This window comes from Micromonospora sp. H61, from assembly GCF_018070325.1.
In the GTDB taxonomy this organism is placed as follows: Bacteria; Actinomycetota; Actinomycetes; order Mycobacteriales; family Micromonosporaceae; genus Micromonospora; species Micromonospora salmantinae.
Genome location: NZ_JAGPXY010000031.1, coordinates 22,891 through 48,074, shown reverse-complemented (window position 1 = coordinate 48,074; position 25,184 = coordinate 22,891). Strand labels below are relative to the sequence as shown.

Here is a 25,184-nt window from a genome sequence, read left to right as displayed (position 1 = left end):
CCGGAAGGGAGAGCCGGCGCGCGCCGCGGCGGACGGGTCAGTTGTTCGGGTCGTCGGCGCTGATGTCGGCCAGGACCGACTGCGGTTCGCGCTCGACCGCGAGGTCACCCATCGACACCAGGCCGATCAGGCGCCCGTCGTCGATCACCGGAAGTCGGCGTACGGCGTACGTCCGCATCAGGTCCGCGGCGGCCACGGCATCGTCGTACTGACTCACCGTGATCACGTCGCGAGTGGTGATCTGGCTCAACCGGGTCGAGCCCGGGTCCATGTTCTCCGCGACGCCTCGGACCGTGATGTCCCGGTCCGTGACGATGCCGACCACACTGTCGCCGTCGGTCACCACCACGTCGCCTATCGCGCTGTCACGCATCTCCTGCGCGGCGGCGATGAGCGTGTCGTTGCCGTCCATCGTCACCAACCGGGTCGTCATGAACTCTCCGACCGTTGTCATGGTGCTCCCCTCTCGGTGTCGGCACGGCCCGTCTACCCGCCGCCCGGGAGGGGGTAACGCCGACGGCCCCGGCCTATCCGCGCGGGTGTCGCAGTTCGTGATGGCGAGGACCCCGTCGCTGAACGACAGCAACCGGGAGGTTTCCCGCCGCAGGGTCGGGCTGCCTACGGTGGGCGGATGATGACGGGCGAGGATGAGCTGCGGGAACTGGTCGCCGGCAGCAACTGGCTGACCCGGGCGCTGACGGTGGTGCGTGACTCCGGGTTGCCGGACGCCTGGATCGGCGCGGGCGCCCTGCGCGACCTGGTCTGGGGCGAGCGGTACGGCGAGGGGTTCGACCCGGCGCGGGTCCGCGACGTCGACGTGGTCTTCTTCGACCCAGTGCGGCTGACCCGCGTCGACGACGACCGGGCCACCGCCGGGCTGGCGGAGATGTGGCCGCAGCCGCCGTGGCAGGCGCGCAACCAGGCGGCGGTGCACACCTGGTACGCGGCCAAGTTCGGGGGCGGCCCGATCGCGCCGTACCGCAGCGTGGCCGAGGCGGTCGCCACCTGGCCGGAGTACGCGACAGCGGTGGCCGTCAGCCTGGACCCGGCCGGCCGACTCCGGGTCTGCGCCCCGTACGGCCTGACGGATCTGCTGGCCGGGGTGTGGCGGCACAACTCGGCCCGGGTGGACGTGGCCCGGTCGCGGGAGCGGTTGGCCCGGCACCGGCCGGCGCAACGTTGGCCCGGCGTGACAGTGATCGAGCCGGGCTGATCGGCTGTGGGCGGGTCAGCCCCGGGGCGGCATCCCGTAGAGCCGCTCGACGTGCAGGCGTAGCACGATCCGTCCCTCGTCGACCATGGCCTGGCGGTACTCGTCCCAGTCGGGGTGTTCGCCGCTCAGCCCTCGGTAGAGCGCCACCAACTCCTCGACAGTCTCGTCGCCGAGTTCGGTGGCCGGCGGGGTCAGTTCGGCGCGACCCTCGACGACCGCGTACGCCCAGCCGTCCTCGCTGCTCACGTGGAAGCTGGCACGCGGGTCACGGCGCAGGTTGGCGGTCTTGGCGCGACCGTCGGTGACCGAGACCCGGATCAGGCCCGCGTCCCGGTCGAAGGAGTAGAGCACCGTGGACAGCTGCGGACGCCCGTCCCGCTTGATGGTGGCGAGCACGCCCATCGAGCGGCCGGCCACCAGATCGGTCAACGCCTGCTGGGTGTGGTCATCCGGCATGGTGCCCTCCAGGTTGGACGATCGTCTCGAACCCATCCAAGCACGACCTGCCGGCCGCCGCTGGCGACCACCCGGAACGGCGGGGCGACCACCCGGAACGGCACCGAGCCCTCGCCGACGGACGGCGAGGGCTCGGTGAGAGTTCGGTGTTTCGGCGACCGTGCCGGTCAGCGGCGCTCGGCGGCGACCAGCTCGGCGAGTTGCACCGCGTTCAGCGCGGCGCCCTTGCGCAGGTTGTCGTTGGAGCAGAACAGCGCCAGCCCGTACTCGACGGTCTCGTCAACGCGGATCCGGCCCACGTAGGTCGGGTCCTGGCCGGCGGCCTGCAACGGCGTCGGGACGTCGGTCAGTGCCACCCCGGGCGCGTCGGCCAGCAGTTCGTGGGCGCGCTGCGGGGTGAGCGGCCGGGCGAACCGGGCGTTGATCTGGAGCGAGTGCCCGGTGAAGACCGGCACCCGGACACAGGTGCCGGAGACCAACAGGTCGGGGATCTCCAGGATCTTGCGGCTCTCGTTGCGGAGCTTCTGCTCCTCGTCGGTCTCGAACGAGCCGTCGTCGACGATCGAACCGGCCAGCGGGAGAACGTTGAAGGCGATGGGCTGGGTGAACGAGCGGGGCGCGGGGAACTCCACTGCCGACCCGTCGAAGGCCAGCCCGGCGGCGTGCTCGGCCACCTTGCGGACCTGTTCGTCCAGCTCGGCGACGCCGGCCAGCCCGGCACCGGAGACCGCCTGGTAGGTGGAGACGACCAGACCGACCAGACCGGCCTCGGCGTGCAACGGACGCAGCACCGGCATCGCGGCCATCGTGGTGCAGTTCGGGTTGGCGATGATGCCCTTGGGTCGGTCCAGGGCGGCGTGCGGGTTGACCTCGGCGACCACCAGCGGCACCTGCGGGTCCATCCGGAACGCCGACGAGTTGTCGATCACCACGGCGCCGGCCTCGGCGACCCGGGGCGCCAACTCGCGAGCGGTGCCCTTACCGGCCGAGAAGAGCACGATGTCCAGCTCGGAATAGTCAGCGGTAGCGGCATCCTCGACTGTCACCTCGCCGTCGCGCCACGGCAGCGTACGCCCGGCGGACCGCGCCGAGGCGAACAACCGCACCTGCTCCGCTGGGAACTCCCGCTCCGCCAGCACCTGCCGCATCACGCCACCGACCTGGCCGGTGGCCCCCACAATGCCGATCCTCATGCCCGCGAGGCTACCGACCCCACCCCCGAAACCGGGACCCCTTTCCCACCCCCCGGGTTCCACCTCACACCCGCCCTACATCTGTCGATCAAGAGATTCGCGTCAGAAACCGTGCTCCGGATGACGCAAACCTCTTGATCAACGACGTTCGTCCGGCGCGGGTTAGGGGAGGAGATCTCCTAGGGCGGTGGCCTCCAGGTCGTCGCGGATCACTGCGGCGTCGCCCTCGATGACCAGGGTGAGAGCTTCCGGGTGCAGGTGGGTGGCTGCCGCCGCGGAGACCTGGTCCACGTCGGCGGAGAGCAACGACTCGCGCAACCGCGCGTGGTAGTCGTCCGGCAGGTCGTGCACCACCAGAGTGGTCAGCGCGGAGGCGATCGCCCGAGGGCTCTGCAACTCGACCGAGAGCTGCCCGGCCCGCCAGGAGCGGGCCACCTCCAGCTCCTCCTCGGTCACCCCGGTGGCCTGGGTACGGGTGATCTCGCCCACCGCCTCGACCAGGGCCGGTGCGGTGACCGCCGTCTGCACGCCGGAACTGACAGCGAACCGCCCGAACCGCCGCGACGCGGCGAAGTCGCCCCGGATGCCGTAGGTGTAGCCGTGCACCTCCCGCAGCAGGTGGTTGAGTCGGGAGGTGAACGCCCCGCCGAGCACAGTGCCGGCGAGCGTCATCGGCACGTGGTCGGGGTGCGCCCGGTGCGGTGACGGGTGGCCCAGCCGCAGCGTGGACTGCACCGAGCCGGGCCGGTCCACCAGGATGATCCGCCGACCGCTGTGCAGCGGCACCTCGATGGGACCGCCCCGCTCGGCGAGGCCACCACCGGTGCCGGCGAACGCCGCGGCGGCCAGCGCGTCCAGGTCGATCCGGTCCAGGTCACCGGCGACGATCAGGGTGCCGGGGCGCAGGAACCACTCCGAGTGGAAGACCGTCACGTCCTCCACGTCCAACCCGGCGACCGACTCCGGGTCGCCGTGCATCGGCCGTCCCCAGCGGTTCTGGGCGCCGAACAGGTCGGCGCGCAGCGCGGCGTCGGCGCGCGGGCCGGGGTTGGCCCAGTCCATCCGGAGTGCGGTCGCCTCGTCGTCGCGGACCCGGCGTACGTCGACGGGGTCGAGCCTGGGCGTCCGGACCGCCTCGGCGAGCAGTTCCACCGCCGCGCTCAGCCGGTCCACCGGGATCACCACGCTGGCCTGGAACGAGTCCCAGTCCAGACCGGTCGACAACGCGGTGCCGAGCCCTTCGACGGCGAGCGCATACGCGGCGGCGTCCCGCTGCGCGGTCCCCTCCTCCAACGCCTTGGCCAGCACGCCGGACAGACCCTCCTTGCCGACCGGCTCCTGGCCCGCGCCCACGTCGAGCAGCAGCAGGGCCACGGCGAGGTTCTGCCCCGGCAGGTGCGCGGCGACGACCTGACCACCGGCGGCGGCGCGGCGGACCACCGGCGGGAACCGGTACGGGCGGGCGGCACCCGGGCCGGGACGGTCGGCGATCAGCGTCATGAGGTCTCCTCGGGCAGGTAGGTCAGTGTCACCCGGTCGGTGGCGAGCACCTCGGCGGCGGCCTCGGCGATCTGCTCGGCGGTGACCGCGAGCAGGGCCGGCAACTGCTCGGCGATGCGGGCCGGGTCACCGAACTGCGTGGTGTACCGGCCGAGCAGGTCCGCGCGGCCGTCGACGGTGGACAGCTGACGCCACCACCCGGTGCTGAGCAACGCCTTGGCGCGATCCAGCTCGGCGGCGGTGACCGGCACCGTGGCCAACTCGTCGACGACCTCGGCCAGCCCTTCGGCCAGCCGCTCGGCGCTCACTCCGGGGCGGGCGGTGGCGGTGGCGATCAGCGGTGCCGGGGCGTGTGCGAGGTCCACCCCGTACGCCCCGACCAGGTCCGGTTGCGCGATCCGCTCGCCGTCGGCGAGGCGCTGGTAGAGCCGGCTGCCCCGGCCGCTGCCCAGGATGGTGGCGAGCACGGTGATCACGTTGTATCCCGCGCTGCCGAACGGGTAGCTGCGGTGGGCGATGTAGACCCGTGGCGCCGGCACGTCGGCGCTCACCGACTCGACGGCCGTCTGCCCGGTGGCGGGGACGTTGCGGCCGTCCGGTGCCGGCGGGATGTCGTCGCGGGCTGGCAACGCGCCGAAGTACTTGTCGGCGAGCGCGAACACGTCGGAGGCGGTGGCGTCGCCGACCACGGTCAGCACCGCGTTGTTCGGCGCGTAGTAGGTCTGGTGGAACGCCTGGAAGGTGCCCAGGTCGGCGGCGTTCAGGTCGGCCATCGAACCGATCGTGGCGTGGTGGTAGGGGTGCCCCGGCGGGTAGAGCAGCGGCAGCAACCGCAGCCAGGCGTCGCCGTACGGCACGTTCTCGTAGCGCTGCCGGCGCTCGTTCTTCACCACGTCCCGCTGGTTGTCCAGCGTCTCCTGGGTGAGGGCGGGGACCAGGCCGCCCATCCGGTCGGCCTCCAACCAGAGCGCCAGCTCCAGGTGCTCGGCCGGGACCGTCTCGAAATAGTTGGTCCGGTCCGGGTTGGTCGTGGCGTTGAGCGAGCCGCCCGAGCCCTGGATCAGCTTCATGTGCTCGGTCTTCGCCACGTTCACCGAGCCCTCGAACATCAGGTGCTCGAAGAGGTGGGCGAAACCGGTCTGCCCGGCCGGCTCGTGCCGGGAGCCGACGTCGTACCAGAGGTTGACGGCCACGGCGGGCGCGGTGCGATCCTCACTCACCACCACGCGCAGGCCGTTGTCCAGTCGGGACGTCTGAATGGGCCAGGGGTAACCGCTGTCGGGCATGCCCCCGACGCTATCCGATCTCGGAGGCGGAAAGGTGACGTGCGGTCGGTCGGCGAGCCGACCCGGGCCGCATCGGAGCCGCCGCGCGGGGTACCGGTGAGCAATGACCGTCACCCCGCCTCCGTCCCGGGCCGCCACCGCCGTCGAACGCGCCAGCACCGCACTCGGCCGGCTGCGCCGCGGCCGGCTGCTGCATCCGGCCGGTCGCTCGTTCGTCGGCGAGACGGTGATCTGGGGTACGCCCGGACCGCCGACCGGGGTCGCCCTGCTGGACCACCCCGGCCGGTACCGGACCATCATCCGGCTCTCCAAGGGGACGCCCACGCCCGGCAGTTGGCCCGACGTTCTGGGCCTCGCACTGCGCCTGCACCGCGACGGCGGCCGACCGTTCGACCTGCTGGTCAGCTCCAGCGGCGCGGCCCCGGTGCTGCGGAACCTGCCGCTGCCCCGACGCCGCTTCACCGGCACGTACAGCACGATCACCTGCTACCGCGCGGGTCGGCGTCGGCTCTGGCTGGCCGCGCTGGCCGACCCCGACTCGGCCGACCTCGGTCGCAGCCTGGCCTCGGCGGCCGCCGCGACCCGGACGGACACCCCGCGCCTGGTACTCGCGGTCGCGTCAGCCGTGGGGCCCTGGCGGCTGGTCGGGCAGGTCAGCCTCGATGCTCAGCTCAGCGCCGACGAGGACGCGGCGCTCGCGTTCGACCCGGTGCGCAACCTGCCACCCGAACTGCGGGTGGCAGGCCCGCTTGCCTGGCTGCGCGACCAGACCTACCGGGGATCTCGTCGGGCCCGTGGAGCAACCGCTCAGTCCGGCGGTTCGACCGCCACCACTGTCTGATCCGAGGTACGGCGCTCCAGCACCGTGTCCGGGGCTGCGTTCTGGTCCGCCTCGCGGATGTCCGACTCGGCGAGGATGGCCTCCGCCTGCGCCTCCGGGTCGTCGCTGCCCACCGCCTTCTCCTCAGGCAGGAGGTGGTGCGCGCGGGACTCCACCCGCTCCTGATCGCTCTGCTCGTGTGTCATGGCACCCCTGTTACCCCGACCGCGCCCCCGGCACGCGATGTCCGCCCCGCATCTTGGGACGACAGTCCGGGTGACCGCCTCCGGTCGGGTACGCTGGCCCGGTGACGCGTTCCTATCGATGGTTTAGGCGGCCGGCTCGCACGCCGGTGACTTCCCCATGAACTGACGTCACCACGGACCGAGCCGGCTGGGCAGGAGCTGTCGTTCCTGCCCTTTTGCGTACGAGCAGCCGGCTCGTCCCGGGCACCGGCCCCGGGCACGGTCGGCGGAAGGATGCCCACCGTGACGACCCCGGAGACCGATCGGGTCAGCGATCAGCGGATCGACCGTGTCGTGCCGCTGACCACGCCCGCCCTGCTGCACCACGAGTTGCCCCTGGACGCCCCGCTCGCGGCGGCCGTGCTGACCGGCCGTCGCGCGGTCAGTCGCGTACTGGACCGCGAGGACGACCGCCTGCTGGTGGTGGTCGGCCCCTGCTCGGTGCATGATCCGGCCGCCGCCCTCGACTACGCGCAGCGGCTGCGGACGGCAGCCGACCGGCTGGCCGACGACCTGCTGATCGTCATGCGGGTCTACTTCGAGAAGCCCCGCTCGACGGTCGGCTGGAAGGGCCTGATCAACGACCCGGGTCTGGACGGCAGCGGGGACGTCAACACCGGCCTGCGGCTGGCTCGGGCGCTGCTGCTCGACGTGCTCCGCCTGGGCCTGCCGGTGGGTTGCGAGTTCCTCGACCCGATCACCCCGCAGTACATCGCGGACACGGTGGGCTGGGGCGCGATCGGTGCCCGCACCGTGGAGAGCCAGGTGCACCGCCAGCTCGCCTCCGGCCTGTCCATGCCGATCGGCATGAAGAACCGCCCGGACGGCAGCATCGGCACGGCCGTGGACGCGATCCGCGCCGCCGGTGTGCCGCACGTCTTCCCCGGCATCGACTTCTCCGGCACCCCGGCGATCATGCACACCCGGGGCAACACCGACGGGCACCTGGTGCTGCGCGGTGGGGGCGGCCGACCCAACTACGACGCCCAGTCGGTCGCCGGGGCACTCGACCTGCTCCGCGCCGCCGATCTGCCGGAGCGGCTGGTGATCGACGCCAGTCACGCCAACAGCGGCAAGGACCACCGCAACCAGCCGCTGGTCGCCGCGGACGTGGCCGCCCAGCTGGCCGCCGGCCAGCGTGGGATCACCGGCGTGATGCTGGAGTCGTTCCTGCTGCCCGGCCGGCAGGAGCTCGACCCGACTCGGGAGTTGGAGTACGGCCGGTCGGTCACCGACGCGTGCCTGGGCTGGGACGACACCGCCGAGGTGCTCGACCACCTCGCCTCGGCCGTGCGGGCCCGGCGGGCCACCCTGCCGACGACGGTGTGACCGCCAACACCTCAGCGCACGGAACACGAGCGGGGGTCGGCTCGTTGACAGGGGTGTCGGTGTGTCCAGTGTCCCCGGGCCTCACCTAAATAGCCTTCGCGGAATACCGTCCGGCTGGAGCCGCGTAGTGCCACTCGCCGAGAGGCGACCTGCACACCGACACCAGCGCCGCCCCCGGCCCACAAGGCCGGGGGCGGCGCTGTCTGTATTCGGCGAACCCCAGCGGACCGGCCCGGCCGAGAGGGCGAGCAACATCACCCTCGCCCCTCTTCGCCCCCGGCACCCCTTTGCCTTCCTTTGCTCTGCACCCGTCCGCGCACCACCTACCCAGCGTGACTGTCGCCTGGGCGGGTGCAGAGCAAAGGAGGGTTCGCGGGGCCATCGACCAAGAGCGCAGGCCGCCACCGGGGTGACGTTTGACCGTTTCCGCCCCGGGTAGCTGATCGACGTGACCGACGACGCAGACGCATCCGTGGCCGGCGAGCCGGACACCCAGGCCCTCGACGACCTGCTCGACGACATCTTCCGGGCGCAGGAGCGGGTCACCCAGGCGGAGATCTATCGCCGGGCGGTGGCCGCCGAGCTTCCACCGGACCTGCTCGCCCGCATCGACGCGCTTCCCGAGGGCGAGTACTCGGTGGACGAGGCCAGCGACCTGCTGGGCGGTTCCATCGGCTGAGCGAGCGACCTGGGCGGCACCATCGCGCGAATGACCGCAGGAGGGACACCGACATGACGCACCACGAGGACCACGACGAGAAGGTGCCGGCGCTGGGTCAGCCCCCGAAGGGCAGGGACACCACGCCCGAGCCGGACTTCGCCAACGAGCACGACCGCACGGCGGTGGATCGGGACATCATCACCGGGGCGGACGAGGACGAGCGGGAGCCGGAGTCGCCGCACGGTTGGTCCGGCATGCAACGTTGAGGCGTACGAGAAAAAAAGGGGGGCCGGTGTCTGCCGGCCCCCCTTTCCCGTCCTGCTCGTCAGTCGTCGTCCTGGTGCCCACCCTCGGCAGCCTGTTGCGCCGTCGCGTACGCCATCTGGAGGAAGTCGGACGCGGCGACCGCCGTCAGCGCGGTGGCCACCAGACGGGTGAGCCGGGGCGCGAGCACCAGGCCACCGGTCAGCCCGGTGGCCACCCAGACCGCCAGGCAGAACGGGCAGCTCAGCAGCTCGCCGATGGCGTGCCGGGTGGGGCTGCCCGAGTCGCGGACCTGCTCCATCACCTCGCCGCTGCCGATCGGACGGTCGTAGCGGGTGAACGGCGCCCGCAACGGGCTGGTCACCGCGTCCTTGGACAGCAACCGGCTCAGCTTGTGCGTGGCGATGGAGAGCAGCACCACGTCGGACGGCGCGGGACGCTCCGGCACCGGTCGGCCGGTCGCCTTGACCAGGCCGGCGAGAACCCCGGTCACCCCGGCGTAGGCGCCCATGGCCACCAGGTAGCCGCCGAGCGGCCGGTGCTCGTGCGGCGCGTACGCCCGGCGCAGCCGGGCCGCCTTCTGTCGCAGGCCAGTGTCGCTCACCCGATCTCCTCACGTGTCGTGGTGGTGCGGGAACGGCGTCCCGCGCGGCCGGCTCAGCCGGCCTGGAGGTTGTCGGCGACCTCGCGTGCCAGGTTGGTGAGCGCCTCGTCGGCCAACTGGTCCGGACCGGGTCCGCCGGACCCGTCGGCCAGGTCGAGCTGAATCCGGGCGCCACCGGAATCGGCCGGCTCCACCCGGATCTCGGCGGACCAGTCGTCGGCGTCGCCGTCGCCCCAGCGGGCGCGCAGCTCCTCCCCGCTGATCTCCGCCGCGGGGCTGCCGTCGCCGCGCAGCGGCTCCGGCAGCCAGGCCGAGGCACGGTCGGGGTCGGTGGCCGTGTTGAAGACCACCTCGGGTGGCGCGGACATGCCGCGCACGGCGCGCGCCGGCATCACGCGTCCCGCAGGCGGCTGGGATCGACCTCGCGACCCGGGTGTCGGGCCAGGTACTCGGTCTCCAGCTCCGCCGTACGCCGCAGGTGGTTCGCGAGTGCGGAGTCCGCCGCGTGCCGCAGGGTGTCCAGGCGGGTGCGGTGCAGGCTGTGCATCTCGCGGATCAGGTCCTCGTCGGTCAGCTCCGTCGGGTCGATGCCGAGCAGGTCGCCGTCGAGGCCGGGAGCGCCGGCCGGGTCGGCGAGCTGATCGCCGCCCCACTCGGGCACCCGCTGCTCCGGGCTAATATCCGCACTGCCGCTGGACGCGAAGCCGTCCCCACGTACCGATCCGGTCATGATCGCCCCCCTTGATCTCGTTTGGGCTGGCGTCTAGACGATTGCCCAGGCGTGGTGATGCCAAACCAAGCCGGCGAGGCGACGACTACGACACGGTGTCGGAGACCGGTAGCGCCCCCGGTACCCTCAATGTCATGAGGCGGCTCTGGACCCCGGCGTGGATCGCACGCCACGTGGCCATGGTCGTGCTGGTCGTGGGCTTTCTCGGGCTGGGCTGGTGGCAGATCAGCCGGGCCACCGCCGGCAACAGCCTGAGCTGGGGGTACGCGGTCGAGTGGCCGATCTTCGCCGGCTTCGTGGTCTACGTCTGGTGGCGTGAGGTGAAGCTGGCCCGCCGCAGGGCGGCGGAGGCCGACGCGCCGCCCGCGGATCCGGCCGTCGAGCCGGCGCCGGCGGTCACCATCGGGTCCCGACCGGCGGTACGCCGCCCGGTGCGGGTGTCCCGGGTACCGGCCAGCGGCGATGTCGTCGAGGACACCGACCTGGCCGCCTACAACCACTACCTGTCATGGTTGAACGCCAATCCGGGCGCCCGGCCCGGTGACTATCCCGGCTGAGCCGGGCTCGGAAGGACGGACGAAGGTGGGCGCTGCCCTTACCCGGTACCGCGTGATCGCCTGGATCGTGGGCGTGGTGCTGATCCTGCTGGTCGTGATCGGCATGCCGCTGAAGTACGCGTTCGACAACCCGGTCGTCGTGGAGACCATCGGGCCGACGCACGGCTTCCTTTACATGATCTACCTGGTGGCCGCGTTCGACCTGAGCCGCCGAGCCGACTGGCCGCTGAAGCGGATGCTGCTGGTGATGCTGGCCGGCACGGTGCCGTTCGTCTCGTTCTACGCCGAGCGCCGGGTCAGCGCCTGGGTGGCCGCACCGCAGGAGGAACGGACTCCGGAGCCCGTCCTCCCGCGATGACGGTGAGCGGGCGTGAAGATTGGTTGCGCCGACCTTCACGCCCCTCGGCGGGCGAGTAGCCATCCGGCCAGCGTCAGAGCGGCCCCGACCGCCACCAGCAGGATCGAGTCGACCGCCACCAGTCCCACCAGAATCAACACCGCTCCCGCCACCGACAAGGCGTACGCCTTCGGGTTGCGGGCAGCGGACGGCGGCCGCACCCCTTTTTTGACAGGTTTCGTCATTCCGTCTCCCCTATAACTTAATTATCAGCGCTGGGTGACTTTTTCGCGTTCTTCCTATCGATCCTCATCGAGCGAAGTATCAGGCCACCGGCGATGGCGGGGATTGCGCCGATCGGCACGAAATACCAGGACATCAGGAAAAACAGCGAGCCATCGGTACGCCCGTTCTCCGCCACAAAATGCTCCGGATCATTCGGGTCCACCCAGATGGTCAACGCCTGGGGCGGCGGGCTGCTGCAGGCGGCGAGCTTGGCGCAGGGGATCCAGTCGTGATGCTGCTCCCCCTCGTACATGTAGTAGACCTCGATCCGGTCGACGCCGCTCCCTCGGGCGTCGCCTCCCTCCCGGTCGGTGAGGGTGGCCGGAACCTGCACGCCTTCCACGCGCAGCCGATCCGCCTCCGATGAGTCCCACCACCGGTAGCCGAGCGAACTGCCGAGCAACCCCAGGCCTATCAGGAGCAGAATCATCGCCGTACGGAGCAGTTTCCGCTCATCCTCAGTTGCATCGGCCAACCACACGCGAGAAACCGTCCCTACCTCTTCGTCACGACATCCCCATCGATCGACCCACCCTAGAACCCAGCCGAGGGCTGTTCCAGCCCTCGGCTGGGTTCGTCACCACGCGAAGGGGTCGGTGAACGGGACGCCCATCTGCCACTTCGCCACGCCGCCCGGCGCCGAGACCGCGACCCAGCCCAGTTGGGCAGCCAACGCCCTTGCAGCGGCATCGGTAGCAGTGCGATCCAGCCCGCCTCGAGGTCTGTACTGCTCCTTCCAGGAAAGGCTGTAGCTCCCGGTTGGATGGCGCCAGCTTCGCGGCGCGGGGACGGTGTTGCCCATCCGCGTCGTCTTGTACAACGGCACCGCTGGGATGAATCTGTATGAGGCATAGTCGATCACCGCCCCGCCCAGGGCTCTCGCCCAGGCCTCTGGCGACTTCGCCCCACTCTTCGAGGAGTAGAGGTCCATGCCTCGGCCGCCCACGGCGACCCCCAAGCCGATCCCGCCGGCAATCGCGCAGACCCCAGCCGTGGCGACGATGCACAGCGCCGCGCCGGTGATGCCGACCGCGCCGGTGACCCAGTCCCGGTTACCCCGCCACCACTTCTTCACCCCCTCCGAGCCGCTGGTCAAACACTTCCAGTCCTTGAAGGCGCACTTCGGACCATCCAGCTCACCCTCGGGCTTCTCAGGAATGGGTGCCGGGGGGCAGACCGGAGTACTCGGGATATGCACTCGGGGCTTCGGCGGCCCTGCGGGTACGTTCGCCGTCGGGCCCTGCCAATTCAGCGCCGATCGCCAGACATTCAGCACCACTCGGGCCACCAGCCACACGCCCGGCATGCCGGAGTACTCCATCGGGATCCAGTAGAGCGTGTTGCCCACCCCACCGAGGCAGACGGATCCGCCGTACCGGCAGAAGAGGTAGTAGTCGGCACGGTAGTGATAGCGGTAGCCGCCCTTGGTGCTGGTCCAACTGTCGCTTCCGAGGTACGTCCAACTGCCACCGGGCTCCCGGCCAGTCGGATCGGACTGCGTGATGGGGCTGTTGCCCGCGTAGGCGTACCCATTCATCTGCTCGGGCGCGTCCATGTTGAACACCGGGTCAACACTCACGAACCGACCGAGCCCCGGGTCGTACTCGCGTGCCCCCAGATGGGTGAGCCCCGTGTTGTCCACCGTCCCACCGACGAAGCCCTTGCTGTTGGGCCAGGCCGGCGATCCGCCACGGGCCGTGCCGTACGGCGTCTGTCGGCGGATGGTGAACTGCTGGTTAGCTGCGTTGACCGACACCTGGGCGGTGCCCTGATGGTCGCTGCCGAGCCATACCAGCCCCGCGGCGGTACGAGATGCGATCGTCTGCCCGTTGAAGGTGTAGTAGCGGGTGCAGGAGAGATTGCCGTCGGAGGTGCGGTATCGCACTTCCTGGCCCGGAAGGTAGAGCGTCTTCCCGGTCGGGTCCTTACGAATCAGCCGATTGCCGTCTGCGTCGTATATGTAGCTGGTGGGGCCTGTGCTGTCGGTGCTGGTGGCCAGCAGACCCTCCGGATCCCAGGTCAGGGTTTGGGTACCGGCGGTGGCCGTCGGCCGGGTCAGGGTATTGCCAGCCGCGTCGTAGGTGTAGGAGGTGGTTGCGGTGACCACCCCGTTGACCTTGGTAGTGGTGCCGTTGAGTGCGTGTGGCCGGACTCCGCCGCCGGCTGGATATCCGTAGTTGTAGGTGGTGACGCGCTCGCCGGACGAATTGCTGCGATCGATCTCCTCCAGCCGGCGACCCGCCTTGTCGATGTCCCACTCCAGCCAGTACTTGGCTGGACCACCGAGGCCGGAGACGGTCGGTGCGGTGTTGCAGTCGCCGTTGGCCGGCGTCCACGCCTGCGCCAACTGCCCTCGGTAGTCGTGTTGGAAGCATTGGTGGTCGGCTCCGCCCGTGGCCGCCATGTCGGACATCTTGGTGATGTTGCCGACCTGGTCATAGCTGTAGCGAACATCCGTGATCTTGTGCGGCGCGGTCGAATCCCGATCGGTGCTGCTGCCGGACACCCGGCCAGTTTCGAGTTCGTACGTGAACGAGCGGAAGACTCTCGATCCCGTCTCCGAATAGAGGCCGGTATACATCTCGTACTGATCGACCTTGCCGAGTGCGTTGTAGTCGGTGTCCGCCACATAGCTGGATTTCGGTCCGGCACCATATAGCGTGGTCAACTGTTTTGGCAGCCCGGAAACGGGGTCGTAGTGCTGGAACAGCGTCTCCGTCGGCAGGTCCGCACTGGCAGGAAGAGACCCGGAGGCCACACTGCCATCGACGTTGTAGGTGGCGCCGAAATCGTAGGTGCCAGCCAAGCCGGTCTCCGATGTCGGAATGACCACCTGCGTACCGGTGGGTTGGTAGTTGTCGTTGTATCCCGTGACCTTCACCTGGTAGACAGCCGTGCCAACTGCCCTGCTGCTCTGCGTGAGTTGTCCCTTGGCGAGGGTGTCGTACAACCACTCTGCCCGCAGCTTCCCACCCACCTGGTTCTCGTAGACCGCTCGCTTGCGACCGAGCGAGTCGTACGCGTAAACCAGCTTCTGGTTGAGCGCGTCCGTCGTAGACGTGACGCGGTCGGCGTTGTCGTACGTCATGCTGGTCGGCCCACGGTCCGGGTCGGTGGCCCCGATGCGCCGGCCACGGATGTCGTAGTTGAACGCCCACTGGTTACCCGCCGGGTCCGTCACTTGATCGAGCAGACCCTTCCGGTTGTAGCGGTAGAGAGTCGACTCGTATGTGCCGGTCGGGGTCGCACCGTGGTACTGGCGTAGCTCCACGGTGCGCCCCTGAGCGTCGCCCACCTTGGAATCGACGGTGCCGCCCAGCGGTGGGGTGGTGTCAACCCGGTCGCCGGCGTAGTAGGTGCGGGTCCTGTTCCGTTCGGCACCGTACGGCTGGAAGACCGACGCGACCGCCCGACCCACCCCGTCGTACTCGGTCCGCATCTGGGTTGGGACGAAGGCCGCTTCCGTCGAGGTGACCAGAGTGGTGCCTGGCGAGCCGGCGGTGTGGTACGCGCTGTAGGACTTCACCTCCCGACCGGCGGTGTCGTAGAAGGTGTCGGTCAGCAGGCGGCCACCGGACGGTGACGCGGCCTGGGTCTGCCGCTTGCGGAGCAGGCCGTCGTAGAGCTCGTACCGTTCGACGTAGTTGCCCGCCGAGTTGAGGGCCTTCGTAGTGATCACCGAGGGCGCGTCGGCCCGGATCAGATAGTCGTACGTGGTGTTCGCCGGTTGGGTCGTCTTATCACGGCCTGGACCCCAGAGCGCTTTCAGTCGGCCGAGGCCGTCATAGCTGGTCTCGGTACGCTTACCGTTGGCATCGGTGACCTTGGTTGCCAGGCCCCAGCCAGGTTCCAGTTCACTCGTGATGGCATGGCTCAGTGGGTTGGTGACCACGAGACCGGTCACCGGGCCACCACTGGCCGGGACGTACGCCGTCGTGGACCGAGCGTTCACCGCGTCCCAGGCCTCCGTTACCCGGCCGTAGACGTCGAACGCCGCCCGAGAGACGGTCACGAAGGACGGCGCACCGGCCGTCCAAGCCGACATCTCTTCATTCCGGGTGGCCTCGCCGCGCGTCGGCGCCACACCGTGGGTGTTGCCGTCGTAGGAGACCCGCTCCACCGAGATGACCTTGTCCTCGGTGAGGCTGGCGGGGTTCTCCGCGTCAGCACAGCGGACCGCGTAAGTGGACTTGGTGTGCGGCTGCCCGATGAGCCAGTTCGTGGTGTTGTTCGCGTACTCGGTCTTGACACACTGCTCGTCACCGGCGTTGTCGGCGTCACCCAGATCGTCCACCTTGGTCGGCAGACCCTTGTCGTCGAAGGTGGTGTACTGCGAGGTGACCCGCTCACCGCGGCCGGCGTCCAGGGTTATCCTGTTGTGCCGTCCGGAAACATCCACGAATCTCGCTTCGACGAGATCGCCGTTGATGGTGCGGGAGGCGGTAGCGGAAGACTGCCAGGGCTCGCTCACCTCACGGGACACGACCGCGCCCTCGGGACCGTTGTACGTGGTCTTCTCTCGTTCCATGCCGGCGTAGGCGTCCTCGTCCTTCACCGTCGGCACGCCGGTCCCCGTCACCGACACGTTGCGGGTCCCGGTCGGCTGCTTGTCGCCGTGCATGCCGCGGAAGTACTTCGTCTCGACGTAGGTCTGCTCGCCAGGGTCACCGACGGTGACGCCAACCTTCTCGTATCCCCGCCACACCGACCAGGTCTTGTCCTTCTTCCCGATCAGTCCGTCGTCGTCGGCGTAGTGCCACGCCGGATCGCCGAGGTAGCTGTACGAGTAGGCGGTCCGCGGACTGCCGTTCGGAGGTACGCCGCCGGTGTGGTCGATCTCGTAGATGGTGGTCACCACGTACTTGTGGAACCAGTCGGTGACCGGGTTGGTGTAGCCCTCCGGTGTCCAGCGGACCGGGTAGCAGCGCATCGTGTTGTTGTGCGGGGCACTGGGCATCCGGGATCCGGCGATACAGTCCGGCTCGGAGTAGGTGACGTTCACCGTGCCACCGCTCTCGCTGCGGATCGCCGCGAGACGCATCCAGTTCATCGCGGCCGAGTGGTCGATGGTGTCGACCCGATTGCTGAGTTGCGTCTCGGTGAACTCGATGTCCGGTACCGAGGCGGTGGTGCCGACCAGACCCGCGTGGGAGATCTTCTTCAGGAACAGGCCCGCCCTGGTGCCGTCTCCGGGGTCGGGGAACGTGTGGGTGAGGGTCCATCGCTCCACGTTGCGGTAGGCGCTGCCGTCGCGGACCTGTGTGGTCACTGTCGACAGCCGCTTCTTCGACCAGAAGGTGGGCGCACCGACCAGGCAGGAGTCGCCGGTGCACTCCTGGTCCCAGGGGGTGTCGGGCCAGTGGGCCGCATCGTGGTTGGAGCAGTCGTTCAGGCACCGGTCCGCTGCGGCGAGATCCACCCGCATCGGCGCGGCCACGCCACGATAGAGCGAGTCGGTGCGGACACCGCCGACCGCGGTGCGGTTGTCGGTGCCGTACTCGATCCGGGTCAGGTAACCGCCCCGGGTGTAGGAGGCGACGTCGTCAGCGGTGTTGTTGCGGGCGTATCCGTTGGACTCCCGCGCGTACCAGAGCGACATGGTGTTGCCATGCGGATCGACGATGTAGTCCAGGTTCCACCGCCACGCCTGCATACAGTCTGAGGCGGCGAAGTTGGAGCCCCGGCAGGGCTCATTGGGGTCGTTACCGAAGACCGGGACCGTCCAGGTGGAGTTGGTCACCGCCTTGTCGGTGGTCCAACCGGCCAGCTTGTGCCGACCGAACCAGTACTGGGTGCCGTCGGTGGTGGTGACCTTCCAGTGCTCACCATCGTTGTCACCGTTGCCGTACGACGTGCCGCCGACGATGCGCTCGGCCCGGGTGCCGTTGTCCCGGCGCAGGTGCCAGTAATCGTCGGTGGCGTTGTAGATCAGCTCGCCACCGGCGCCACCGAGCGACATCGTCGCGTTGTTGGTCTCCCAGCACAGGTCACCGGTCTTGGTGGCGTTGTTGTTGTCGTCGCCGTCCATGTCCTGCCCACAGGACCGGTAGCGCCGTTCGATGAAGTCGCCGGGGACGAACTCGAAGCCCTCGCCCACCCAGGATGGCTGGTTGTTGGAGGCCGCGTGCCGCCCGTCGACGCTCTGCGCGGAGTAGGCCAGCTTCATCTCCGGCGTCGGCCCATTGAGCCCTGGCGGGTTGCGCATCGGGTACGACCAGGTGAAGTCACCGGAACTGCTACCGGCCGACCAGGTCGCCGAGGGCGAGAGACTGGTCGCGCCGTAGTCGCCGGCCGCACCGGAGGGGCCGGCGGTCAGAGCGAACAGGCTCCCCTGCGCCGCCAGGTCGAGGCTGCCCTTCTCCGTCATCCGAGGCTCGACCGGCACGGTGGCGGTCGCCGTACGCGCGGCGAGGTCGTTGCGAGTCGGCAGGACGGTGCCGGCGCACTCCGGACGCCCCGGTGTGCTGAGGGCACAGGCCGGCAGGGAGACCAGGCGTAGCCGGCTCGCCCAGTCGGCACCGTAGGCAGTGGCGAATGCCCGGTAGTCGACGCCGAGTTCGACGGTGCCCCGTTGGGCGGCACCGTCGACCCGGGCGACCCGGAGCAGCACCCCACGGATCCGCGCCTGCTCGGCGGCCCGCTGGTCGAGCACGCTGACCCGGACCCGGCTCGGAATCGAGCTGGCACCGCGCGCGGAGGCCTCGGGACGGTTCACCCGCACCGGCAGCGCCCCGGCTCGGGCGGGCGAAGCCACTCTGCCCTGCGTCGTCGGCCCGGGCAGGTCGACCTCGGCGGTGCCCGCCGACGGCCATTGGGGGGCCGGCTGCGCGGAGGCCTCCGGTACGGCGGCCTTGGCCGCCACCTCGCCGGCGGGCACGGTACGCACAGGTACCGGTTTGACCTTCGCAGCCTTCGGTGCCGTGAAGGGTTCCGGTGTCGATGCTCGAGCTGGCGGTACGAACAACGTCGTGGCAGTTAGCGTCACCACCAGAAGCATCACGACGAATGTCCTGGTTCGGCTGGGTTTGGACGACGGCACGAACATGTAAGTGGACAGGCTCGACTGCACCGGGTTACCTCCGAGAGGGGTCCGAGGAGCGACGGCTGTGGGGAGAACCGGCTGTGGTCAGGAAGTTGGTGGGTTGATCCGTAGGCCGAGGTCGGCACGGAGTACCGGTTGCCGGTGTGTGTACTGAAGAGCTGCTGTGCCGTCGGCACCTTCGAGGCCGATGGTCGCCGCACCACCGCGCTCCACGAACGTCCCGTCGAGATCGGCGTAGACGAAGCTGTATCCGCCCGCCTCGTCGAAGATCAGCTGGAAGGTGACCCGAATGTTGGGGTCCTCGTAGGAGGACACGTTGCGCCACTCGATGACGAACTGCCGGCTCGGTGCCGTACCTCGGAGCGCGGTCCGCACGCTGGCCGAGGAGTCGACCACCCAGTCATGCCAGAACGGGTAGATGCCGTTGGCCGGGCTGCCCGCCGACGGGATCGGATAGGGATACGGAGACGGCGCCTCCGGGTTGGCGAAGCTGACCAGCCCGTTGGTGTCCACCCAGGCCGAGCTGACCGACTGCCCGTACAGCGTGACGGGGAACGGCAGGTCGACTCGTGTGTCCCGATCGTCGCCGGTGAGGGACAGGACCGCACCGTCGGCGGGGGTGTACGTGATCGGTTGTTCGGCGATGGTGTAGCCGGCACCGGCCGGAGTTGCCCCCACGGCGAAGTTGACGACCCGACTGGTACCAGCACCGACGGTGGTGTGCTGCACCGAGGAGCCGCGGCAGGTGCCGGTGGGGCTGGTGGCGATCACCGCATACGAGCCGCTGGGAACGCTCGTGACCTGGTAACTGCCCGTGGCTGAGGTGACGGCGGTCTTCCCGCCGACCGCCACGGTCACGTCGGCCACTGGCGTTCCCTGGCAGCTGACCGTGCCGGTCACCGTACCCAGTCCTGGTGGGCTGGGCCGGAAGGTGACGCCCTGGCCGCTGGTCAGCAGCGCCTCCCGGTGCAGGTACTGGAAGGCCACGTCGCCGGCGGCGTTCTCGATGCCGATGGTCGCCTGACCGCCGCGCTCCCTGGCGTCAGCGGGGTCGATGTCCGCGTAGGCCAGCGAAATGTCGCCGTTCTCGTTGAAGATGACCTCGAACGACGCGCGATACGCCTTGTTGCCCGAGCGGTACACGTTCCGCCATTCGACCACCCACTGCCGGTTCGGCGCCGCGCCGCTGAGCTTCGTGGCGATCGCGCTTGAGGCGTCGACCCCCCAGTCGTCGAAGAACGCGTACACGGCGTTGTCGATCGTCCCGCCCAGCTCGTCGTACGGCAGGGGGGTTGGCGTTGGCGTGTCGGTGTCGATGCCGTCGAGGCTGCTGAAGCTGATCAAGCCGTTGGAGCTGATCCAGGCGGAGGTGTGGGTCTCCCCATAAAGCTTGATCGGGAATGGCGCGGTCTTCTGCCAGACCTTGTCGTCGCCGCGCCACGTCTCCACCACGTCACCGGGGATGAAGGTGACCGGTCCGGCTTCACAGGAGTAGCCGAACTCGTCGCCGTTGGACATCACTGAAAGGTCGAGATCCTGGGCGCCACCGCCGGGATGGTTGACGAACTGGCGGGCGTACTGCCCGACGCACCGGTTGTCGGCGCCGACCGCGCCCACCACCTGCTCTCCGATGGGCACGTTGGCGAACTGGTAGCCACCATCCGCCGCGGTGACCGTCGTGCGTCCTCCCGGGTCGAGGGTGACGGTGGCGCCGGCGATCGGCTCACCCGTTCCGGCGGTCGTCAGGGTGCCGCTGATCGAGCCCGGCGGCGCCGGAGTGAAGGTGATGGAGCCGTTGCTGACGGCCGCCGGCTCCATGAAGGAGTAGAGCTTCGCGACGGCGCCGGAGGCACTCTCGATGCCGATGGTCGCGCTGGAGCCCTTCTGAACGAGGTTGGTGAGAGTGCCGTAGTGGAAGGAGATCCGACCGTCTTCGTGCAGCATCGCCTCGAAGCTGATGCTGTAGGTCGCGGTGAACGTCTGCAGCACCATGCTTGACCACTCGACGACATAGGTCCGGTTCGGCGCGGTGCCGATGGTCTTGGTGCGCATCACGCTGCTGGATCCGATAGCGAGTTGGTCGTCCCAGAACGGGGCGATTATCGCGTTCGGCGCGTCGACCCTCGGCATGGTGGGATTGATGATCGTGATCGGAGCTGCATCGAAACTGATCAGCCCGTTCTGGTCCACCCAGCCCGTGGTGTAGGTCTTTCCATGCAGAGTGAACGGGAACGGCAGGGTCACCTGCGATGTGCCGTTGGTCGGAGCCAGCGGCGTGTCGGCGGTGACATAGCCGGACGCACCGACGGCGCAGGCGTAGCCGAGACTGCCGTAGTCGACGGTGAGTTGCAGCGCCCGTACCGTGTCCTCGGTCAGGTCGACCTGGCTCTCCACCGACGGGCCGCACCTGTAGTTCTGGGTGGACGAGATGGTGTAGCTGTCGGCCACCACGTTGGTGAACTGCCATGCGCCGCCCGCACCGGTGGTGGTGGTCAGCCCGGTCGGGTCAAGGGTGACGGTCGCGCCGACCACCGGGTTGCCCGACGGGTCGACAAGGGTGCCGGACAGATCGTGCTTGGCCAACGGCCCAGTCGTCGGGGGGATGGCGAAGGTGATCGCCTGACCGGTGGCCAGTGCCGGAGCCGCAGCTGAATACACCAGGCCGTCGTCGCCACCAGGTGCTTCCATCCCCACCACCGCGTTGGCCCCACGTTCAGCGTCGTTGTCGAGCTGGTCGTAGTTGGTGGTGACGGTGCCGTCGGCGGCCAGCAGGACCTGGAAGGAGAGCCGCTGCGCGGTCGACGACTTCCGGTGCACGTTTCGCCATTCGATGACGAACTGTTCGCTCGCACCGGTTCCCACCGTCCCCGTGCGCACACTCGCCGAGGAATCCACGACGAGGTCGTCCCAGAACGGAGCGAGCAGGCCGTTCGGGTCTGCCGGAGCGGGCAGTGCGCCCCCGGTGTACGGGTGGGATCCACCCGGGTCGGTGAAGGAGACGAGACCGTTGGTGTCCACCCAGGCGCTGCGGTACGCGTGGCCGTAGAACGGGAACACGAAGGGCAGTGCCACCTCGCCGACCGCGTCGTCGCCCGTCAACGCGAGCATGGTGTCGGCGGCGATGAACGGTTTCGCCGACGTGGCGCAGGTGTGCCCCTCGTCGTCCCGATACGCCTGCAGCGGGAGATTGACACCGAGCCCCTGGCCGTCGATCTCCCACGGACCGCTGGTGCCGGAGAGCCCACACCGGCCGCCGAAGGAGCCGACGAGGGTGTAGACCCCGGGCGCGAAGCCGGCGAGGCTGAACCCACCTTCGGGGCCGCTGGTCGTCTGCAGCCCGCCCGGTTCCAGCCGCACCGTGGCACCGTCCAGCGGCATCCAGTTCTCGTCGTAGACGGTGCCGTAGACGAACGCCGTCACCTTGATCGTGAAGGATGCCTGGGAGATTCCGCCGAGTCGACCGCCGTCGTCCAGGGATGCCACGTAGATCAGGCGCATACCGGTGGTGGCGCCGGCACTGATGGTGACCGTGGCGGTCCCACCGGCGACTGTCGCATTCACCGTGCTGCCCAGCGTGGTGTCGCCCACGCTGTACCGGAACTTCGTGATGTTGGTGTCGCCACCAGCGTTGAACGTGACCTGGAGCTGCCCTCCGGCGGTCACCTCGGTGCCGTTGGGGAATGACACCACCGGCTGCAAGGGCACTGCCAGCTCGGCAAGCTTGGTCGGGGTTTCGACGAGGTTGTAGACCCGGATGTCGTCGACGGCGCCGGTGAAGAGGCCGTCGTCGGCGCCGCTCCACCTGCGCTTGCCGACGGTTATCGAGCCGGTGGCGTTGAAGCCGCCGACCAGCGTCGTCGTCGCGGTCTGAGCCACCCCGTTGACATAGAGGGTCATCTTCTTCGTGGCGCCGTCGTAGGTCGCCGCGATGTGAGTCCACTTTCCGGCGGTGGCCGCCGAGTTGGACAGGACATGATGCAGCGCGGTGTTGGTGGTGTCCGCGGTCGACATGGTGAATCGCCACCGCTGGCTCGCGCCGGAGTAGCCCAGACTGTAGGCGTGCGACTGGGCGCCGTTGGCGCTGAGCACGGCCTGGTAGCCGGTGGTCGGCACGGTCGGCAGCCGAACCCAGGCTGCCACGGTGAAACTTCCGTCGGTACGCACCGGGGTGGCCGCGCCCGTGTCCGGATTCGGGGTCAGCACTGAACCTGTCAGTGAGCCCGTTGTGCTGCCGTTGAGACTGAGCGCGGTGCCGACACCGGCCCGACCCGGCGTCCGGGTTCCCGATGGGGCCAGGGTGAGCGTGTTGCCGTGACCGGTGACGTCGGCAGCGGTGTTCCCGGTCTCGTCGAAGGTCCAGCGGGCCGCCGGACCGGATCCTGCCCGTACGGAGAACGTGTAGGTCGCCGGTACGAGCGAGTACCGACCGGAGTGGTCCCGGGACCAGACGCGCAGGGTGTTCACCCCGTCGTGCAACGGCATGACGCTGATCGAGGCACTGAAGTCCGACCGGGCCGGCACGTTCTGCGCCTCGGTGAGCACGCCCGAGTCAAGGGTCCAGGCGTATTCCCTCACCTCGTACGGACGCTGCGTCGGCGGCGCCACGGCGAACACACCCGCTACGCCGACCCCACCACGCGGCGTGCCGTCGTTGCTGTAGGTGGTGGAGCTGAGGCCCCCGGGTTCCTTCGGAGGTGTGGCATCCACTGTGAACTCGCAAGTGCCGGACCAGTCGCCGTAGACCGATCCGTCCCACGTACGCGCCTGCCACACGTAGGTGGTGCCGTCCACCAACCTGCCGGACGGAATCTGCTTCGACACCGCTGACGGGTTGCCCGACGCCTGGGAGACCTTGTTGGTTTCGTTGCGCGAGCCGCCGAGCGGCCACCAGTAGAACCACGTGGTCAGGGACTGCTGCGAGCTGTCCGGGTCGGACTGCCTCACCGACAGGTACGGGGTGGTGTTCAACACGTACGGTCGGGAGTTGCCGACGGCGCAGGGCTTACCGTCGGACTGGTGTCCCGACGGTGGGTTGGGTTTGGTGTTGTAGGTGATCGACAGCTTCGGCGTCGAGTGCTTGAACCGCTTCCACTGGTTCTTCGTGCCCTCGTCGATCGCCCGGAGCCCCACCGTCAGGTCGGCCCAGCCGCTCTTTGCCGCCCGGTCGACCATTCGGGTGACGTCGAACTCGATCGTTCCGGTCCCCAGGCAGCCGTGCGCCCCACCGATCTTGCGGTTCGCCGACGTCTGAGCGGTGTAGCTACTGTCCCAACTCGGCTGGTTGTTCCAGGTCGTGGAGGATGAGATCTTCCCGGTGAGCCAGAGCTTCGCGTTGGACTTCGGGTTGCAGGTCCAGGAGTGGAGTTGCTCGATCCGGAATTCGGCCCTGCTGATGATCTTGCCCCTGACCGCGCTGGTGTTCATCCGAAACAGGGATCGGATGATGTGGTCCGCGCAGCCGTCACAGTCCTCGGTACGACCTGCCCCGGCAGCGCCGTAGGTGGACGCCCGCTGGAGGGCGGTGGAGTTCTGCCAGAACGAGCTGGACTTGTGCTTGCTCCACACCGATGTCCAGGCGTTGCTGGCTATCCCCCCGGTCCACGACGGGTCGATGTAGATGGGCAGCTTGGTCCGTGGGTCGTCCAGCATCGCCCGATCCGGCACGATGGTCAGGGAGTCGCGGCTGACCGTCACCGGCATCACCGCGCGCCGGGCCACCCCGGCGGTGCCGGCGGGCGCGTCGGTCGATCGGGCGCCCTGGCCAGCGAGGTCCGGCTCCGCGCCGGCGACCGTGGCGTCCCACATCAGCGGGGCTGGCGCACTGAAGACGTTCTGGCCGTTGGCGTCGCGGGCCGCCAGACCACCGCCGGGCGCAGGACTGACCGTCACCCCTTTGCTCGCCAGACCGAAGCGCAGGGATCTGAGCTTCGGGTTGGCCGCTGCCTTCCGGGTGTGCACCACCAACACCTCGGAGAAGCCGAGGGCGCCGGCCGTCACCCGCAGGTCGACCTCGGGCAGCACGTTCCGGTAGATGGCAGTGGATCCGTCAAGCACCGGCGCGGGCAACCGCCCGGGCCAGGACATCGTCAGCTCGCGGGCACCGTCGCGGAGCCGAGCCAGCGGCGCGCTCTCGCCCCCTGGGGAGAAGACCATCGGGAGCACCGACGCCCTGGGGGCAAGTCCTTCCGAGGTCGCCTTGAGGACAGTGTCCACCGGCACCCAGGAGTCACCCTTGCGTACCCGCACCGGCTCGATGCTCTGCTCCAGGGTGAGCGATCCGTCGGGGTTGAGGAACGTCTGGGCGTACTCGGTGCGCTCAGACAGAATCTCCACCTGCCGGCCACAGGTGGCGAGCATCGCGCGGGCGCTCTTGGCGTTCGGTTGGACGTCGATGCAGGCAGCGGCGGGCGTGGGCGCGGCCGATTGGGCCGGAGCGGCAGGTGGGACGAGCACCGAGGCTGGCAGGAATGCCATGACCAATAGGGCCGAACTGCGATGACGAATGCCCAAAAAGGGCGTGCGACGCCCACCATTAACGACCATGAACAGCCCCCGTGTTGATCGATCCGCCTCCGCGGCGCGCTCAACATACTGAGCCGATCTTCAGTTATCAATATTCAAGATCAGTGAGTTCACGCCTGGTGCGTCAACGGCCGAATTAC

Annotated in this window: 20 protein-coding genes; 7 read left to right on the top strand and 13 right to left on the bottom strand. The window is 69.2% G+C overall.

Annotated features, from left to right (window positions below; translation table 11 throughout):
• Positions 1 to 37: 37 nt before the first annotated feature.
• The gene (locus KBX08_RS17610; RefSeq protein WP_091405600.1) at positions 38 to 454 is read right to left on the bottom strand and encodes a CBS domain-containing protein; all 417 of its coding nucleotides are present in this window, start codon (positions 452 to 454) and stop codon (positions 38 to 40) included.
• Between the two features lie 180 nt (positions 455 to 634).
• Here KBX08_RS17610 and KBX08_RS17605 point away from each other — a divergent pair, with 180 nt between their 5' ends.
• Positions 635 to 1,213 (top strand): nucleotidyltransferase family protein, encoded by a 579-nt coding sequence (locus KBX08_RS17605; protein WP_247669572.1) that lies wholly within the window; start codon positions 635 to 637, stop codon positions 1,211 to 1,213.
• Between the two features lie 15 nt (positions 1,214 to 1,228).
• Here the strand turns inward: KBX08_RS17605 and KBX08_RS17600 are convergent, their stop codons facing one another.
• The 4 genes from KBX08_RS17600 to KBX08_RS17585 form a co-directional block, all read right to left on the bottom strand.
• Positions 1,229 to 1,669: a PPOX class F420-dependent oxidoreductase gene (locus tag KBX08_RS17600; RefSeq protein ID WP_210784591.1), complete on the bottom strand. Its 441-nt coding sequence runs from the start codon at positions 1,667 to 1,669 to the stop codon at positions 1,229 to 1,231.
• 167 nt (positions 1,670 to 1,836) lie between these two features.
• Positions 1,837 to 2,862, bottom strand: a complete 1,026-nt coding sequence (locus tag KBX08_RS17595; RefSeq protein ID WP_210784563.1) for an aspartate-semialdehyde dehydrogenase — start codon at positions 2,860 to 2,862, stop codon at positions 1,837 to 1,839.
• Positions 2,863 to 3,024: 162 nt separating this feature from the next.
• Complete coding sequence (locus KBX08_RS17590; protein ID WP_210784562.1) at positions 3,025 to 4,362, bottom strand: pitrilysin family protein; 1,338 nt, start codon at positions 4,360 to 4,362, stop codon at positions 3,025 to 3,027.
• Positions 4,359 to 5,648 (bottom strand): pitrilysin family protein, encoded by a 1,290-nt coding sequence (locus KBX08_RS17585; protein ID WP_210784561.1) that lies wholly within the window; start codon positions 5,646 to 5,648, stop codon positions 4,359 to 4,361. The genes KBX08_RS17590 and KBX08_RS17585 overlap by 4 nt, the downstream gene beginning before the upstream one ends.
• A gap of 103 nt (positions 5,649 to 5,751) precedes the next feature.
• Here KBX08_RS17585 and KBX08_RS17580 point away from each other — a divergent pair, with 103 nt between their 5' ends.
• A complete protein-coding gene (locus KBX08_RS17580; protein WP_210784560.1) occupies positions 5,752 to 6,489 on the top strand; it encodes a phosphodiesterase in 738 nt (245 codons plus the stop codon).
• Here KBX08_RS17580 and KBX08_RS17575 read toward each other — a convergent pair.
• Positions 6,456 to 6,674 carry a hypothetical protein gene (locus KBX08_RS17575; protein WP_210784559.1) on the bottom strand — a complete coding sequence of 73 codons (219 nt, stop codon included), beginning with the start codon at positions 6,672 to 6,674 and terminating at the stop codon, positions 6,456 to 6,458. The genes KBX08_RS17580 and KBX08_RS17575 overlap by 34 nt on opposite strands.
• 273 nt (positions 6,675 to 6,947) lie before the next feature.
• Between KBX08_RS17575 and KBX08_RS17570 the strand changes: the two genes are divergently transcribed.
• The 3 genes from KBX08_RS17570 to KBX08_RS17560 all read left to right on the top strand — a co-directional run bounded on the left by KBX08_RS17570 (position 6,948) and on the right by KBX08_RS17560 (position 8,969).
• Positions 6,948 to 8,042 (top strand): 3-deoxy-7-phosphoheptulonate synthase, encoded by a 1,095-nt coding sequence (locus tag KBX08_RS17570; RefSeq protein WP_210784558.1) that lies wholly within the window; start codon positions 6,948 to 6,950, stop codon positions 8,040 to 8,042.
• A 439-nt stretch (positions 8,043 to 8,481) separates the two neighbouring features.
• Positions 8,482 to 8,721: a hypothetical protein gene (locus KBX08_RS17565; protein ID WP_247669581.1), complete on the top strand. Its 240-nt coding sequence runs from the start codon at positions 8,482 to 8,484 to the stop codon at positions 8,719 to 8,721.
• Between the two features lie 53 nt (positions 8,722 to 8,774).
• Positions 8,775 to 8,969, top strand: coding sequence for a hypothetical protein (locus KBX08_RS17560; RefSeq protein WP_091405645.1), 195 nt, complete (start codon positions 8,775 to 8,777; stop codon positions 8,967 to 8,969).
• Positions 8,970 to 9,028: 59 nt separating this feature from the next.
• Here KBX08_RS17560 and KBX08_RS17555 read toward each other — a convergent pair whose 3' ends face one another.
• From KBX08_RS17555 to KBX08_RS17545, 3 genes are read right to left on the bottom strand one after another with little or no spacing between them, the layout of a single operon-like run.
• Entirely contained in the window at positions 9,029 to 9,571 is a 543-nt protein-coding gene (locus KBX08_RS17555; RefSeq protein ID WP_210784556.1) for a DUF1360 domain-containing protein, read from the bottom strand.
• Between the two features lie 53 nt (positions 9,572 to 9,624).
• On the bottom strand, positions 9,625 to 9,963 hold the full coding sequence (locus tag KBX08_RS17550) for an SRPBCC family protein (protein WP_210784555.1): 339 nt from the start codon (positions 9,961 to 9,963) through the stop codon (positions 9,625 to 9,627).
• A complete protein-coding gene (locus KBX08_RS17545) occupies positions 9,963 to 10,304 on the bottom strand; it encodes a DUF6158 family protein (protein ID WP_372494714.1) in 342 nt (113 codons plus the stop codon). Before KBX08_RS17545 ends, KBX08_RS17550 begins: the two co-directional genes overlap by 1 nt.
• Positions 10,305 to 10,435: 131 nt before the next feature.
• Here KBX08_RS17545 and KBX08_RS17540 point away from each other — a divergent pair, with 131 nt between their 5' ends.
• Together KBX08_RS17540 and KBX08_RS17535 are read left to right on the top strand one after the other, a co-directional pair.
• Entirely contained in the window at positions 10,436 to 10,858 is a 423-nt protein-coding gene (locus KBX08_RS17540; protein ID WP_210784553.1) for a hypothetical protein, read from the top strand.
• A gap of 25 nt (positions 10,859 to 10,883) precedes the next feature.
• Positions 10,884 to 11,216: a DUF3817 domain-containing protein gene (locus tag KBX08_RS17535; protein WP_210784552.1), complete on the top strand. Its 333-nt coding sequence runs from the start codon at positions 10,884 to 10,886 to the stop codon at positions 11,214 to 11,216.
• A gap of 35 nt (positions 11,217 to 11,251) precedes the next feature.
• Here KBX08_RS17535 and KBX08_RS17530 read toward each other — a convergent pair whose 3' ends face one another.
• The 4 genes from KBX08_RS17530 to KBX08_RS17515 form a co-directional block, all read right to left on the bottom strand.
• Complete coding sequence (locus tag KBX08_RS17530) at positions 11,252 to 11,440, bottom strand: hypothetical protein (protein WP_210784551.1); 189 nt, start codon at positions 11,438 to 11,440, stop codon at positions 11,252 to 11,254.
• Positions 11,441 to 11,457: 17 nt separating this feature from the next.
• Complete coding sequence (locus KBX08_RS17525; protein WP_374101949.1) at positions 11,458 to 11,961, bottom strand: DUF3592 domain-containing protein; 504 nt, start codon at positions 11,959 to 11,961, stop codon at positions 11,458 to 11,460.
• Between the two features lie 96 nt (positions 11,962 to 12,057).
• On the bottom strand, positions 12,058 to 18,366 hold the full coding sequence (locus KBX08_RS34750) for an RHS repeat-associated core domain-containing protein (RefSeq protein ID WP_210784549.1): 6,309 nt from the start codon (positions 18,364 to 18,366) through the stop codon (positions 12,058 to 12,060).
• A gap of 240 nt (positions 18,367 to 18,606) precedes the next feature.
• On the bottom strand, positions 18,607 to 24,996 hold the full coding sequence (locus KBX08_RS17515) for a carboxypeptidase regulatory-like domain-containing protein (RefSeq protein ID WP_247669571.1): 6,390 nt from the start codon (positions 24,994 to 24,996) through the stop codon (positions 18,607 to 18,609).
• Between the last annotated feature and the right edge of the window lie 188 nt (positions 24,997 to 25,184).

What these genes read in the sequence shown, in the direction of transcription:
- KBX08_RS17575 (WP_210784559.1), bottom strand. Translation starts at nt 6,674, where the DNA reads ATGACACACGAGCAGAGCGATCAGGAGCGGGTGGAGTCCCGCGCGCAC.
- KBX08_RS17605 (WP_247669572.1), top strand. Translation starts at nt 635, where the DNA reads ATGACGGGCGAGGATGAGCTGCGGGAACTGGTCGCCGGCAGCAACTGG.
- KBX08_RS17580 (WP_210784560.1), top strand. Translation starts at nt 5,752, where the DNA reads ATGACCGTCACCCCGCCTCCGTCCCGGGCCGCCACCGCCGTCGAACGC.
- KBX08_RS17600 (WP_210784591.1), bottom strand. Translation starts at nt 1,669, where the DNA reads ATGCCGGATGACCACACCCAGCAGGCGTTGACCGATCTGGTGGCCGGC.
- KBX08_RS17585 (WP_210784561.1), bottom strand. Translation starts at nt 5,648, where the DNA reads ATGCCCGACAGCGGTTACCCCTGGCCCATTCAGACGTCCCGACTGGAC.
- KBX08_RS17610 (WP_091405600.1), bottom strand. Translation starts at nt 454, where the DNA reads ATGACAACGGTCGGAGAGTTCATGACGACCCGGTTGGTGACGATGGAC.
- KBX08_RS17595 (WP_210784563.1), bottom strand. Translation starts at nt 2,862, where the DNA reads ATGAGGATCGGCATTGTGGGGGCCACCGGCCAGGTCGGTGGCGTGATG.
- KBX08_RS17570 (WP_210784558.1), top strand. Translation starts at nt 6,948, where the DNA reads ATGCCCACCGTGACGACCCCGGAGACCGATCGGGTCAGCGATCAGCGG.
- KBX08_RS17560 (WP_091405645.1), top strand. Translation starts at nt 8,775, where the DNA reads ATGACGCACCACGAGGACCACGACGAGAAGGTGCCGGCGCTGGGTCAG.
- KBX08_RS17550 (WP_210784555.1), bottom strand. Translation starts at nt 9,963, where the DNA reads ATGCCGGCGCGCGCCGTGCGCGGCATGTCCGCGCCACCCGAGGTGGTC.
- KBX08_RS17530 (WP_210784551.1), bottom strand. Translation starts at nt 11,440, where the DNA reads ATGACGAAACCTGTCAAAAAAGGGGTGCGGCCGCCGTCCGCTGCCCGC.
- KBX08_RS17590 (WP_210784562.1), bottom strand. Translation starts at nt 4,362, where the DNA reads ATGACGCTGATCGCCGACCGTCCCGGCCCGGGTGCCGCCCGCCCGTAC.
- KBX08_RS17515 (WP_247669571.1), bottom strand. Translation starts at nt 24,996, where the DNA reads ATGGCATTCCTGCCAGCCTCGGTGCTCGTCCCACCTGCCGCTCCGGCC.
- KBX08_RS17540 (WP_210784553.1), top strand. Translation starts at nt 10,436, where the DNA reads ATGAGGCGGCTCTGGACCCCGGCGTGGATCGCACGCCACGTGGCCATG.